The sequence below is a fragment of the Streptosporangium sp. NPDC002721 genome, from assembly GCF_042888905.1.
Lineage (GTDB): Bacteria > Actinomycetota > Actinomycetes > Streptosporangiales > Streptosporangiaceae > Streptosporangium.
The window spans coordinates 121,286-135,019 of record NZ_JBIAQI010000009.1 but is presented as its reverse complement, the minus strand read 5'-3'; the positions used below and the strand labels follow the sequence as shown (position 1 = coordinate 135,019).

Sequence of the window (13,734 nt, the reverse complement as noted above, 5' to 3'; positions counted from 1 at the left end):
GCGGATGTCACCTTTCGATCAGCGCGGGGATCTCGGCGGCGCGGTGGCAGGCGACCAGGCTCGCGTCGTACGGGCGGAGTTCCTGTTCCCGCTCCCGGCACTCGCCGGTCGCGAAGGGGCAGCGTGGCGCGAGGGCGCAACCCGTGGCGGCGTCCGCCTCCTCCAGGTCCTTGGTCAGCTCGACCCGCGGGCCGCCGTACCCGGCGCCGAGGCTGGGGGCCGCGGCCAGCAGCGCCCGGGTGTAGGGGTGCAGGGGGTTGCCGAAGACCTCCTCCACCGGCCCCTCCTCGACGATCCTTCCCAGGTAGAGGACCGCGACGCGGTCGCAGAACCCCCGGACGGTGGCGAGGTCGTGGGAGATGAAGACCGTGCCGCGCGAGCGGTCGCCGCTCACCTCGGCGATCACCTTCAGGATCTGCGCCTGCACGGTGACGTCGAGCGCCGAGGTCGGCTCGTCGAAGACGATCAGGTCGGGGTCGCCGACGAGCGCGCGGGCGATGCCGACGCGCTGCGCCTGCCCGCCGGACAGCTCGTGCGGGCGCCGCCCCAGGATCGACGGGTCCAGCTCCATGCGCTCCAGGACGCGGGCGACGCGCGACGCTCGCTCGGCGGCGGGCACCCCGGCGGCGCGCAGCGGCTCGCCGATCGCGTCCGCCACGGTCCGCCGGGGACTGAGCGACCCCACGGGGTCCTGGAAGACCAGCTGGGCGCGGGTACGCAGGCGGCGCAGCTCCCGGCCGCGCACCTCGGACAGGACCCGCCCGGCCACCTCGACCCTTCCCGAGGAGGGCGCCACCAGCCCGAGCATCAGCCTGGCGAGCGTGCTCTTGCCGCAGCCGCTCTCCCCGACGATGCCCAGGGTCTCGCCCGCGGCGACGCCGAGGCTCACCCCGCGCAGGGCGTGGTGGCCCCCGCCGCCGAAGCGGGCCCGGTAGAGGACGTGCGCGTCCTCGACGCGCAGCACCTCCCCACCGGTCCTCCCCGCGGGGTCCCTGGAGACCGCCCCTCTCCCGGAGACCGCCCCTCTCCCGGAGACCGTCCCTCTGCCGGAGACCGCCTCCACCTCTGGGAGCGTCCACGCGCCGGACGGGACGGCCACGGAGGGGGCGGTCGTAGGCGCGGGTGAGGTCCGGGTCTCGGTCTCGGTCTCGGTGAAGATGACGGGATCGGTGAAGGCGACGGGGTCGGTGAGGGGCCCGGAGCGGGGATGGAAGCAGGCGGCGCTCCAGTCGGAGGCCAGGTCCTCGGGGCGCGGCAGCTCCGTCGTGCACAGCTCCGTCGCGTGCGCGCAGCGCGGCGCGAACGGGCAGGAGGACGGCGCCTCCACCGGCAGCGGCATCGCACCGGGGGTGGCGACCACCGGGCGCCCGTCGATGTCGGGCACCGAGCGCAGCAGCGCCCGCGTGTAGGGGTGGGCGGGCTCGTCGAGGACCTGCGGCCCGGGACCGCTCTCCACCACCGTCCCCGCGTAGAGCACCACGACGCGGTCGCAGACCTCCGCGATGGAGGCGAGGTCGTGGGAGATGAGCAGGACCCCGCGCCGCTCGGCGTTCGCGGCGAGCCGGAAGCGGTTGAGGATCTCCCTGGTGAGGGTCACGTCCAGCCCGGTGGTGGGCTCGTCGGCGATCAGCAGGCCGGGGGCGCACCCGGTGGCCAGCGAGATCATGACGCGCTGCGCCATGCCGCCGGAGAGCTCGTGCGGGTAGGCGTCCAGCCGTCGCCTCGGGCTGCGGATACCGACCGACTCGAACAGCTCGGCGGCGACCTCCCTGGCGGGGGCGGCGGCCAGGCCCCGGTGGGTGACCAGCCGGTCGACGAGCTGGCGGCCGACGGTCCTGGTGGGGCTGAGCGCGCCGCGCGGGTTCTGGAAGCAGATCGCGGCGCCGTGCCCCCGGAAGGACTCCAGCTCGGCCGCGCCCATCGTCAGCACGTCGGCGCCGTCGAACAGGACCTTCCCGGTCGTACGGGAGCCGCCGGGCAGCAGGCCCACGATCGAGCGGGCCACCATGCTCTTGCCGCCGCCGCTCTCGCCGACCAGGCCGACCACCTCGCCGGGCTCGACGCTCAGGTTCACCCCGCTCAGCGCGGCCACCCGGCGTCCGGGACGGTCGATCACGACGGAGAGGTCCTCGATCGACAGGAGGGTCATCGTCCGTCACCTCCTCGTGGAGTCGGCGCGTTCCTGCAGGCCCTCGCCGAGGAGGCTGAAGCCCAGGACACAGATGAGCAGGAAGAGGCCGGGAGGCACCGAGGTCCACCACCGGCCGGCGACGACGTCCCCGGTGCCGAGGCTGATCATCGCGCCCCACTCGGCGGTGGGCACCGGCACGCCGAGCCCGAGGAAGGACAGCCCGGCCAGCGTGAGCATCGCCCAGCCGCAGTTCAGCGGGGCGATGACGCGCACCGGGGTCAGGCTGTTGGGCAGTACGTGCCGCCAGAGCACCCCCCAGAAGGAGGCGCCGGAGGTGCGGGAGGCCTCCACGAAGGGCAGTTCCCTGATGGAGCGCACCTCGGCCCGCACCAGCCGGGCGTACGCGGGCGCGTTCACCAGCGCGATCACCGCGACCAGGTTGGCGGTCCCGCCGCCGAGCAGCGCGGCCACCGCGAGGGCCAGGATGAAGGTGGGGAACGCCTGGAAGACGTCGAGCACCCGCATCAGCACGTCGTCCGGCCAGCCGCCCCGGTACCCGGCGACCAGGCCGACGAGACTCCCCGCGACCACGGCCAGGGCGACCGCGACGACCGCGATGCCGACGTCGAGCCTGGCGGCGTGCAGGACCCGGCTCCATACGTCCATGCCGTTGAGGTCGGTGCCCAGCAGGTGGGCGCCGCCCGGCGGGGCGAGGGACGCGAGGGGGTCGATCTCCTCGGGGCCCCACGCGGTCAGCAGCGGCGCGAACGCGACCGCCACGGCGACCAGCGCCAGGATCACCGAACCGGCCGTGATCAGGGACGACGCGAAACGCCGGTCCCCACCGGCCTCCCGGACGCGCTTCGTCCTCGGAGGGCGCCCGGTCCCGGTCCCGGTCCCGGTCCCGGGGTCGTGTCCGGTCTCGGGGGCGCGTCCAGCCTTCGGGACGCGTCCGGCGTCGGGGGCCTGTCCGGCCTTCGAAACGCGTCCGGCGTCGAGGGCCTGTCCCGCCTCCGGGGCGCGTCCGGCGTCGGAACCGCGTCCGGCGTCGGGGGCGTGTTCGGCGTCCGGCATCAGATCCTCACTCTCGGGTCGAGGATCGCGTGGACGACGTCGGCGATGAGGAACACCACCACGTAGAACAGCGCGATCACGAGCACCGACGCCTGCACCACCGGGTAGTCCCGGTAGAGCAGGCCGCGCAGCGCCCACTGCCCGAAGCCCTGCCAGGAGAAGACGTACTCCACGAGGACGGTCGAGCCGATGGAGAAGCCGAACACCAGGGCCGCGAGCGCGGGGAGCCGCACCAGCGTGGCCCGTACCAGGTAACCGCGCAGCAGCAGCCGGGCCTTGAGCCCGTGCGCGGCGGCGGCCGTGTACGCCTCGGAGGCGAGCACCTCCAGCGCGGAGGCCCGGACGCTGCGCAGCAGCGGCGCGACGATGACGATGACGAGCGTGGCCACCGGCAGCACGAGGTGTTCCAGCGCGGAGACGAACGCGGGGCCGTTGGCCGTCAGCGCCGCGTCGAGCAGGTCGGCGCCGGTGATCAGGCTGAGGTCGGTGTCGGGGTCCACCCGGCCGCTGGGCGCGGGGAACCAGCCCAGGACGCTGTAGCCGACGAGGACCAGCACCAGGCCGAGCCAGAACTCCGGCACCGAGTTGCCGACGAGCGCCGCGACGCGGACGGTGTGGTCACCGAACCTGCCCGCGTTCCGCGCCGACCAGATGCCGAGCACCGTGGCCAGCACCAGCGCCACGGTCAGCGCGATCACCACGAGCTCCATGGTCGGCCCGACCCGCACGGCCATCTCCGAGCCCACCGGGGCGCCGCTCTGGATGGAGGTGCCGAAGTCACCGGTGAACAGCCCCCCGGCGTAGTCGAGGAACTGCCGCCACAGCGGCTGGTCCAGCCCGAACCTGGCCCGCGCCGCGGCGGCGTCGGCCTCCGTGGCGTTGGGGCCGAGGATGGTACGGATCGGGTCGCCCGGCAGGACCCTGACGAGGAGGAAGGTCAGGACGACCACCCCGAGCAGCACCGGGACGAGCTGGAGCAGCCGTCCGAGGAGGAACCGGAGGACGCGCACGGGTTACTTCGCGACGCTCAGGTAGCGCAGCCGGGCCAGACCGTCCATCGGCTGGACCCAGCCCGCCACCTCCTCCCTGACCGGGAGGTTGAAGTTGGGCTGGCAGACGACGACCCACGGCACGTCCCCGGCCAGGATCTCCTGCACGCGCAGCCAGAGCTCGGCGCGCCCGGCCTCGTCGACGACGGTGTGGGAGTCCTCGAAGATCTTCTCGATCTCGTCGTTGACGTAGTTGGAGTAGTTGAGGCTGGCGCCCTTGGTGAAGCTGGTCCCGAGCATGTACTCCACGTCGTTGACCCAGAGCTGGCCCACGGTGATCTGCAGCGGGATGTTCTTCTTCTCCCTGCGCTCGGCGAGCGTGGCCGGGTCGAGCGGGGTGAGCTTCAGCTCGATGCCCGCCTTCCTCGCCTCGCTCTGCACGATGACGGCGATCTGCTGCTGCTCCTCGCTGTCGGTCTGGAAGACCAGCTCGGAGGTGATCGAGGTCTTGCCCGCCGCGGTCAGCGTCTCCTTGGCCTTGGCGACGTCGTAGGTGTAGGGGTAGCCGGTCTCGGAGTAGCCGGGCATGTCCAGCGGGACGACGCTCTTGGCGGGCCGCGCGTCGCCGCCGTAGACGTTGGCGATGATCTGCTCGTACGGGACGGCCTGGGCGAGCGCCTTGCGCACCGCGGGGTCGTCGAAGGGGGCGGTGGTCACCGACATCTGGATGGCGACCTGGCTGTTGCTCGGCGCGGAGATGACCTTGATGCCCTCGGTGGTCTTGAGGTCCTTGATGTCGCGCTGGCCGATCCCCAGGGCGATGTCGATGTCGCCGTTCTGCAGCTGGAGGCGCTGGTTGGCGGCGGCGGGCACCACGGTGAGCCTGATCTCGGGGGTCTTGGCACCGTCGGGACCGGGGTAGCCGGTGTTGGCGGTGAGCACGATCTCCTGGCCCTGGACCGCCTTGCCCACGTTGAAGTAGCCGCCGCTCGGGGGGTTCTTGGCGAACCACTCCTTGGCCCAGGGGTCGTCGGGGGTGGCGTGCTTCTTCGCCTCCTCGGAGTCGAAGACGTACAGCGAGATGGCCTGGATCTGCCGGGTGAGGGCGCTGGGGAAGGCCTGGGTGAACGTCACGGTGTGGTCGTCGACCACCTTGACCTGGTCGGCCTCGGTGAGCCCGATGAGCCGGTAGATCCCGGCGACGTTGGCCTTCGCGGCGAAGGCCCGGTCCTTGGACCACTTGACGTCCCTGGCGGTCATCTCGTTGCCGCTGGCGAACTTCACGCCCTTGCGCAGCTTGAGGGTCCAGACCTTGTTGTCGGCGTCGGGCTCGAAGGACTCGGCGAAGGTCGGGGCGACGGCCTCGGTGTCGAGGATCTGGCCGCCGCCGACCGAGGTGACCCCGTAGTCGACCATGTAGGGGAAGACGTTCTTGTAGAGCATCAGCGCGGTCAGGTCGAACCCGACGAAGTCCTGGTCCCAGCTGCTCAGGTAGCTGCCCACCGCGATCCGCAGCGCCGAGGCGGCCGGGGCGCCGCTCCCGCCGGGGGCCGTGCTCGCCGCCGGGGTGCCGGAGTCGCCCGCCTTGGTGCCCGCGGCGCACCCGGTCGCGAAGAGGAGGGCCACCCCACCCCCGAGTTGCAGGATCGAGCGACGGGACAGCTCGGGGGACACCGGACCGTGGGGGTGAGGGAAACCGGGCATCGCAGTCCTCCAGGGGCCATGAGGGATAGGCCGCGAGGCGGGCGGATCGCCGCACTGACGCCCACCCGACCTACATGTGCCGTTTGTTCTATCAGACCTGAGTTTGGTGAACAAGGGATCGAGGCTTGTTCACGCACAAAAGCCGTGCTCAGGACGGAAATGGCAGGCGAGAAAGATCACGTCGAGGGGCCATGTTCACTGAATTTCACACGAATGACGCCCGGCTGTGACCGGCGCTTCCTATCTTCCCGGCTATCTTCCCGGCGAAGCCGGGCACACCGGAACCCCCGCCCGTTCCCCTTTCCGGCACCGGCACGGCACGCCGAGTTCATGATTATCGCGCCCAGGATGGGCAGGACATGCCGGGGCGGGTACGGGTCCGACCGGAGCCGGTCCTCGACCAGAACGCCACAGCACCACAGTGCCGCCGGGACCCCGGCGGCATTCCCCGCGGGAGTGAGCCGATGTTCTCCGTACCTGTCCTGCTCGTCGTGACCGCCGCGGCCGTGATCGCGACGCTGGCCTGCGCGCTCGCCCTGGTGGCCGGGACCGCCTGGCCGCTCTCCCTGCTCAGCGGCGTCGCGGCGGGCGCGGCCACCCTCAGCGTGCTCTCCCGCCTGCTGGACGACGGCCACCGGCTCCGCCCGTAGCCCTCCCGGCCCCCATGTCCGTCCATGTACGCCCGTAACCCCCTGGCAACCCGCCGGCACCCCGTGTACGACAACGGCTTCCGGCACCCCTCCGAGCGGCGGGGCACCGGAAGCCGGTGGGGACGGGAACCTCTCGGATCAGAAGCCGCGCGCCAGGTGGTAGTAGGCCTGGTTCCAGCGGATCTCCTTGGCGAACTGGCGGGGGGTGGTGTCCGCGTCGATGACCAGGAGCTCGACCCCGAGCATCTCGGAGAGGTCGGTGAGCTCCTCGGTGGTGAGGGCCGACGACAGGACGGTGTGGTGCGGGCCTCCGGCGGTGAGCCACGCCTCGGCGGAGGTGCTCAGGTTCGGGCGGGGCCTCCACACCGCGCGGGCGACGGGCAGGCTGGGCAGCGGCTCGGCGGGGGTGACCACGTCGATCTCGTTGGCCACCAGCCTGAACCGGTCCCCCATGTCGGACAACCCGACCACCACGGCCGGTCCCGGCTCCGCGTCGAAGACCAGCCGGACCGGGTCCTCGCGCCCGCCGATGCTCAGCGGGTGGATCTCGCACGAGGGCACCCCTGCGGCGATCGTCGGGCAGACCTCCAGCATGTGCGCGCCCAGGATGACCTCCTGGCCGGGGGCCAGGTGGTAGGTGTAGTCCTCCATGAAGGAGGTGCCTCCGGGAAGACCGGCCGCCATCACCTTCAGGGTGCGGACCATCACCGAGGTCTTCCAGTCGCCCTCGCCGCCGAAGCCGTAGCCGTCGGCCATCAGGCGCTGCACCGCCAGGCCCGGCAGCTGCCGCAGCCCGCCCAGGTCCTCGAAGTTGGTGGTGAACGCGCCGAAGTCCCCCTCGGTGAGGAAGTGGCGCAGCCCCAGCTCGATGCGGGCGGCGTACCGCAGCGAGTCGTGGCGCTCGCCTCCGGCGCGCAGCTCGGGGGCGAGCTTGTAGACGTCCTCGTACTCGGAGGTCAGCACGTCCACGTCGGCGTCCGAGGCCGCGTCGACGGCGGCGACCAGGTCGTTGACGCCGTAGGTGTTGACCGAGACACCGAAGCGCAGCTGCGCCTCCACCTTGTCGCCCTCGGTGACCGCCACGTCCCGCATGTTGTCGCCGAAGCGGGCCAGCCGCAGCGAGCCCACCTCCGCGCGCCCGGCCGCGGCCCGCGCCCACGCGCCGACCCGCGCCGCGACCGCCGGGTCGCTCACGTGCCCGGCGACGGTCTTGCGCGCGACGCCCAGCCGGGACTGGATGTAGCCGAACTCGCGGTCGCCGTGCGCGGCCTGGTTGAGGTTCATGAAGTCCATGTCGATGGAGCTCCACGGCAGCTCCACGTTGGCCTGGGTGTGCAGGTGCAGCAGCGGCGTGCGCAGCGCGTCCAGCCCGGCGATCCACATCTTGGCCGGGGAGAAGGTGTGCATCCAGGCGATCACCCCGACGCAGGCGTCCGAGGCGTTGGCCTCCAGGCAGACCCGGCGGATCGCGCCGGCGTCGGTGAGCACGGGCTTCCACACCACCCGGAACGCCAGCGACTCGTCGAGCTGCTCGGCGATCCTCCTGGACTGCTCCGCCACCTGGGCGAGCGTGTCCTCGCCGTACAGGCCCTGACTTCCGGTGAGAAACCAGATCTCACGCTCGTGGAGGGTCACCGCGGACTCCTTTGCCCGTAGACGTTCTGGTAGCGGTTGTACAAGCTGTCGATGTCGGACTGCGCGATGGGCACCGGCTCGCCGAGCTGGCGGGCCACGTGCACGGTGCGCGCGACGTCCTCGCACATCACCGCGGCCTTGACGGCCGCGCGGGCGTCCGCGCCGATGGTGAAGACGCCGTGGTTGCGCATCAGGACCGCCGGGGAGCGGTGGCCCTCCAGGGTGGCGACGATCCCCTTGCCGATGTCGTCCCCGCCGATCAGCGCGAACGGCCCCACCGGGATCTCGCCGCCGAACTCGTCGGCCATCGCCGTCAGCACGCACGGGATGGCCTCGTCGCGCGCCGCCCAGGCGGAGGCGTACGTGGAGTGGGTGTGCACCACGCCGCCCACGTGCGGCATCATCCGGTAGACGTACGCGTGCGCGGCGGTGTCGCTGGAGGGGGCGAGCTCGCCCTCGACCAGCTCGCCGTCCAGGTCGCACACCACGATCGACTCGGGGGTGAGGTCCTCGTACATCACCCCGGACGGCTTGATGACGAAGAGGTCCTCGCCGGGGACCCGGCCGGAGACGTTCCCGGCGGTCCAGGCGACGAGGTTGTAGCGGACCAGTTCCTGGTGGAGCGCGGAGACCGTCTCCCGCAGCTTCCTGACGACGGCGCTCATCGGGCCGCCCCCGTCCCGTACGGGCCCGGACGCCCGGCCGCACGCGGGGCCGGGGGCAGACCTCGCCCGATCAGGTGTTCCTCGCGCCCGGTCACGCGTCCTCCTCGTTCGTCGACGTGCTCTTGTCGTTCTCCCCGGCCGGGGTGCCGGCCTCGTTGCGCAGGGCGCGCAGGCCGTGCAGCATCTCCCCGCCGGCGAAGTGGTCGTGCAGGCGGCGGTACTCGGCGTACAGCCGGTCGTAGGCGTCCGCGCGCCCGGCGTGGGGGACGTAGGCGGCCTCGCCGCGCCCGCCCATCGCGGCCGAGGCCGAGGTGATGTCGGGGTAGGCCCCGGCGGCGACCGCGGCGTGGATGGCCGATCCCAGGGCGCACCCCTGCTCGGAGCCGATCACCGAGATCGGGCGGCGCAGCACGTCGGCGTAGACCTGCATCAGGAAGCGGTTCTTGATGAGGCCCCCGGCGGCGACGAACTCGGTCACCGGCACCCCGGAGCCCTCGAAGGTCTCCACGATCGTGCGGGCGCCGAACGCGGTGGCCTCGATCAGCGCCCGGTAGGTGTCCTCGGGGCGCGTCGCGAGCGTCTGGCCGACGACCACGGCCGAGAGGTTGTGGTCGACCAGCACCGAGCGGTTGCCGTTGTGCCAGTCGAGCGCCACCAGGCCGTGCTGCCCGACCCGCTGCTCCGCGGCGCGCTCGGTGAGGAGCTCGTGCACCGTGAGCCCGCGCTCCTCCGCCTCGCGCTCGTAGGAGCCGGGCACCGAGGTCTCGACGAACCACCCGAAGATGTCGCCGACGCCCGACTGGCCCGCCTCGTACCCCCACAGGCCGGGCACGATGCCGTCGCGCACCACGCCGCACATGCCGGGCACCTCGGCCAGGGCGTCGGAGGACATGACGTGGCAGGTGGAGGTGCCCATGATGGCGACCATCTGGCCGGGCCGCACGGCGTCGGCGGCGGCGGCCGTGACGTGGGCGTCGACGTTGCCGATCGAGATCGCGATGCCCTCGGGCAGCTTCGTCCACTCGGCGGCGCGGGCGTCCAGCCGTCCGGCGAGGCCGCCCAGGGGGGACGGCTCCCCGCCGAGCTTGGCGGTGAAACCGGTGAAGGCGGGGTTGAGCTCGGCGAGGAACTCCTCGGAGGGGTAGTGGCCGTCCTGGCGGATGGCCTTGTACCCGGCCGTGCACACGTTGCGCGTCTCCACGCCGGTGAGCTGCCAGACGATCCAGTCGGCGGCCTCGATCCAGCGCTCCGCGCGGTCGTAGACCTCCCGGTCCTCCTCCAGCACCTGGAGGCCCTTGGCGAACGCCCACTCCGAGGAGATCTTCCCGCCGTAGCGGGGCAGCCACGCCTCTCCCCTGCGGGCGGCGACGGCGTTGATCCGGTCGGCGTGCGGCTGCGCCGCGTGGTGCTTCCACAGCTTCGGCCACGCGTGCGGGCGGCCGGCGAGCCCGTCGACCTCGCACAGCGGGACGCCGTCGGCGGTGGCGGGCAGCACGGTGCAGGCGGTGAAGTCGGTCCCCAGGCCGATGACCTTCGACGGGGAGATACCGGCCGCCGCCACCGCCTTGGGCACCGCCTGGCGCAGCACCTCGCGCCAGTCCTCCGGCGACTGCAGCGCCCAGTCGGGACCCAGCCGCGCGCCGGTGCCCGGCAGCCGGTCCTCGATCACCCGGTGGGCGTACTCGTGCACGGCGGCGCCCACCTCGGCACCGTCGCTCACCCGGACCACCACGGCGCGGCCCGACAGCGTACCGAAGTCGACACCGACCACGTAACGATCGTTGTTAGCGTTCACATCATCTCCAGGACATCGGACATCGGGACGTTGGGACCTCGGGCAGGGGGAGTCCGGCACGGGCGACCGCACGGGATCCGCGGGGTTCAGGCGCGGTACGGCACCACGGTACGCGCGCCCGGGGGCGAAGCCACCCCACGCGGGCTCGGGAGTGAAGCCGCGACACGCGAAGCCACGGCACGCGGGACCACGGCAGGCGGACCCGAGCGCGAAGCCGCGCCACGCGGGCTCAAGCGTGAAGCCGCGCCACGCGATGCCACAGCACGCGGGACCACGGCGGGCGGGACCACTGCACGCGGGCCTAGGCGCGGAACGGCGCGGTGCTGGCCCTGGCCACGAACCGCGGCGGGACGACGTGTCGCTCGTGGGACCATTCCGCTCCCGCCTCCATCTGCCTGAGCAGGACCTCGATGCTGTATTTCCCGACCGCCCCGAAGTCCTGCCTGATCGTGGTGAGCGGCGGGGTGAAGAACTCGGACTCGGGGATGTCGTCGAACCCCACGATGCTGAGCTGCTCGGGCACCCGCACGCCCAGCTCGGCGAAGGCCCGCAGCGCCCCGAGCGCCATCTGGTCGTTGGCGACGAACACCGCGGTGACCCCCGGCGTCGCCGCCAGGCGCAGCCCGGCCTCGTAGCCGGAGCGCGGGCTCCAGTCGCCGGACAGCAGCTCGGGGACCGGGCGGCCCGCGGCGGTCAGCACCTCGCGCCAGCCCTCGATCCGCCCGTCGGCCTCCAGCCAGTCGGACGGGCCGGCGACGTGCCACACGGTCTCGTGGCCGAGGTCGAGCAGGTGGCGGGTGGCCAGGCGGGCGCCCTCGATCTGGTCGACGCTGACCACCGACACGTCGCCGGAGTGGCTGCCCTCGACGGCCACCACGGGGATGTCGGTGGGCACGTCGGCCAGCGCGGGGGCGGCGGAGCGCTGCGGCGCGACCACCACTATCCCGTCGACGGCCTGCTCGGCCAGGTAGCCGAGCGCGTCGCGCACGCCCGCGGTGTCGATGGTCTTGAGGCTGACCATGCTGACGAAGTATCCTGCCGCCCTGGCCGCCTGCTCGATCCCGTAGACCGTGCTCGCGGGCCCGTACAGGGTCGTGTCGAAGCTGACCACCCCGAGGGTGCGCGTGTGTCTCGTGACCAGGGCGCGGGCGACCATGTTGCGCCGGTAGCCCAGCTCGTTGATCGCCTCCAGCACCCGGGCGCGGGTCTCGGCGCGGACGTTGGGGTGGTCGTTGAGCACGCGCGAGACCGTCTGGTGCGACACGCCGGCCTTCGTGGCGACGTCCGCCATGACCGGCGGACGTCGTTCGAGGCTCGGGCTCACGGTCGGCTCCTTCAGGACGGCTTGGGACAGACTGTGAGCGCTAACAATGCCTCGCGTCAAGCACCCCCGAGATTACGTTCTGATTACTCAGAGATCATCTGTTAACGCCTACTTGACGTTGCCGTCATCACGCCCTTAACTGGCGCGTACTCTCTTGTTAGCGCTCACATCTCCTGCGAGAAGGTCTCCATGGTGCCAGAGCTCCTGGCCGCCCGGGGGTTGACAGTCGGCCGACCCGGGCATTTGATAGCTCGTCACACAGCCGGACGAACCACCACGTGGTCTGACGCCGCTGATGTGAGCGCTCGCAGTGATGATCACGACGACGCTCGCGACGAGGTCCGCGAAGACGCTCACGGACCCGTTCACCACAACGCTCACGCACACCGGAGCGGGCCGTGCCCCGGCCCCCTCCGGTGCCGCCGTGGGCGCGGATCGGACAGGGCGCGCCCCGGCAGTGGCACGCCGCAGGCCCGGACGCGCCGCCACGGCACCCGCTACTCCCGGGACGCACCGCGTCCCACCGCTGTCCCGGCCCGCCCCTGGGCCGGGACGGGCTCCCACACTGGAGGTATTCGATGAAGTTCGCGAAGCTGGCCACCGCCGCGGTGGGCCTGGCTCTCGCCATGGGAGTGACGGCCTGTGGCTCCAGCGTCAAGACCGTCGACCAGGGCGCGTCGGGGACGGCCTCCGCGGCACCCGCCGACACCCTCGTCGGCGTCACCATGCCCACCAAGTCCTCCGAGCGCTGGATCCACGACGGCAACAACGTCAAGGGCGCCCTGGAGAAGCTGGGCTACAAGGTCGACCTGCAGTACGCGGAGAACGACATCCCCACCCAGGTCAACCAGATCGAGAACCAGATCACCAGCGGCGCCAAGCTGCTGATCATCGCCTCGATCGACGGCACCGCCATCACCACGCAGCTCCAGGAGGCGGCGGACAAGAAGATCCCGGTCATCGCCTACGACCGGCTCATCCGCAACTCGCCGAACGTCGACTACTACGCCACCTTCGACAACTTCAAGGTGGGCGTGCAGCAGGCGACCTCGCTGCTGGTCGGCCTGGGGCTGAAGAAGGAGGACGGCTCCGACGGCGACGCCAAGGGCCCGTTCAACATCGAGATCTTCGCCGGCTCCCCGGACGACAACAACGCCACCTTCTTCTACAACGGCGCGATGGAGACCCTGAAGCCGTACATCGACAACAAGACCCTGGTCGTCAAGAGCGGCGAGACCGACTTCAAGACCGTCGCGATCCTGCGCTGGGACCCCGCCACCGCGCAGAAGCGCATGGAGGACCTGATCACCAAGGCCTACTCCGGCGACACCAAGGTCCAGGGCGTGCTCTCCCCGTACGACGGCCTGTCCATCGGCATCCTGTCGGCGCTGAAGAGCAGCGGCTACGGCACCTCCGACCAGCCCTACCCGGTCGTCACCGGCCAGGACGGCGAGGTCGCCTCGGTGAAGTCGATCATCGCCGGTGAGCAGTACGCGACGATCTACAAGGACACCCGCCAGCTGGCCGCGGTCACCGTCGAGATGGCCGACGCCGTGCTCAAGGGCGGCAAGCCCGAGGTGAACAACACCGAGGACTACGACAACGGCAACAAGGTCGTCCCGTCCAACCTGCTCGACCCCGTGATCGTCTACAAGGACAACTACAAGAAGGTCCTCGTCGACTCCGGCTACTACACCGAGGACCAGCTCAAGTAAGTGGCTGTATCGGTGTCATGACGGACGACACCCGGCCAGCGGCGCTCCCCAC

The 13,734-nt window shown here is 71.7% G+C and carries 10 protein-coding genes; 2 read left to right on the top strand and 8 right to left on the bottom strand.

The annotated features are described in order from the left end of the window. Window positions 1-7: 7 nt before the first annotated feature. The 4 genes from ACFYWM_RS14455 to ACFYWM_RS14440 are packed head-to-tail and all read right to left on the bottom strand — an operon-like array spanning window position 8 to window position 5,898. Complete coding sequence (locus ACFYWM_RS14455) at window positions 8-2,149, bottom strand: dipeptide ABC transporter ATP-binding protein (RefSeq protein WP_389913945.1); 2,142 nt, start codon at window positions 2,147-2,149, stop codon at window positions 8-10. Window positions 2,150-2,155: 6 nt separating this feature from the next. Further along, window positions 2,156-3,205, bottom strand: a complete 1,050-nt coding sequence (locus ACFYWM_RS14450) for an ABC transporter permease (RefSeq protein WP_389913942.1) — start codon at window positions 3,203-3,205, stop codon at window positions 2,156-2,158. Then, window positions 3,205-4,215: an ABC transporter permease gene (locus ACFYWM_RS14445; protein ID WP_389913939.1), complete on the bottom strand. Its 1,011-nt coding sequence runs from the start codon at window positions 4,213-4,215 to the stop codon at window positions 3,205-3,207. Before ACFYWM_RS14445 ends, ACFYWM_RS14450 begins: the two co-directional genes overlap by 1 nt. A 3-nt stretch (window positions 4,216-4,218) precedes the next feature. Further along, on the bottom strand, window positions 4,219-5,898 hold the full coding sequence (locus ACFYWM_RS14440; protein ID WP_389913936.1) for an ABC transporter substrate-binding protein: 1,680 nt from the start codon (window positions 5,896-5,898) through the stop codon (window positions 4,219-4,221). Between the two features lie 464 nt (window positions 5,899-6,362). Between ACFYWM_RS14440 and ACFYWM_RS14435 the strand changes: the two genes are divergently transcribed. Further along, window positions 6,363-6,548 carry a hypothetical protein gene (locus ACFYWM_RS14435; protein ID WP_389913933.1) on the top strand — a complete coding sequence of 62 codons (186 nt, stop codon included), beginning with the start codon at window positions 6,363-6,365 and terminating at the stop codon, window positions 6,546-6,548. 138 nt (window positions 6,549-6,686) lie between these two features. Here ACFYWM_RS14435 and araA read toward each other — a convergent pair whose 3' ends face one another. The 4 genes from araA to ACFYWM_RS14415 form a co-directional block, all read right to left on the bottom strand. Continuing rightward, entirely contained in the window at window positions 6,687-8,183 is a 1,497-nt protein-coding gene (gene araA, locus ACFYWM_RS14430) for an L-arabinose isomerase (protein WP_389913930.1), read from the bottom strand. Beyond that, window positions 8,180-8,848 carry an L-ribulose-5-phosphate 4-epimerase gene (locus ACFYWM_RS14425; protein ID WP_389913927.1) on the bottom strand — a complete coding sequence of 223 codons (669 nt, stop codon included), beginning with the start codon at window positions 8,846-8,848 and terminating at the stop codon, window positions 8,180-8,182. Before ACFYWM_RS14425 ends, araA begins: the two co-directional genes overlap by 4 nt. Window positions 8,849-8,939: 91 nt before the next feature. Then, window positions 8,940-10,643 carry a ribulokinase gene (gene araB, locus ACFYWM_RS14420; RefSeq protein WP_389913925.1) on the bottom strand — a complete coding sequence of 568 codons (1,704 nt, stop codon included), beginning with the start codon at window positions 10,641-10,643 and terminating at the stop codon, window positions 8,940-8,942. A 301-nt stretch (window positions 10,644-10,944) separates the two neighbouring features. Then, window positions 10,945-11,934, bottom strand: a complete 990-nt coding sequence (locus ACFYWM_RS14415) for a LacI family DNA-binding transcriptional regulator (RefSeq protein ID WP_389914435.1) — start codon at window positions 11,932-11,934, stop codon at window positions 10,945-10,947. Between the two features lie 611 nt (window positions 11,935-12,545). Here ACFYWM_RS14415 and chvE point away from each other — a divergent pair. Beyond that, window positions 12,546-13,682 carry a multiple monosaccharide ABC transporter substrate-binding protein gene (gene chvE, locus ACFYWM_RS14410; RefSeq protein ID WP_389913921.1) on the top strand — a complete coding sequence of 379 codons (1,137 nt, stop codon included), beginning with the start codon at window positions 12,546-12,548 and terminating at the stop codon, window positions 13,680-13,682. Window positions 13,683-13,734: the final 52 nt, after the last annotated feature.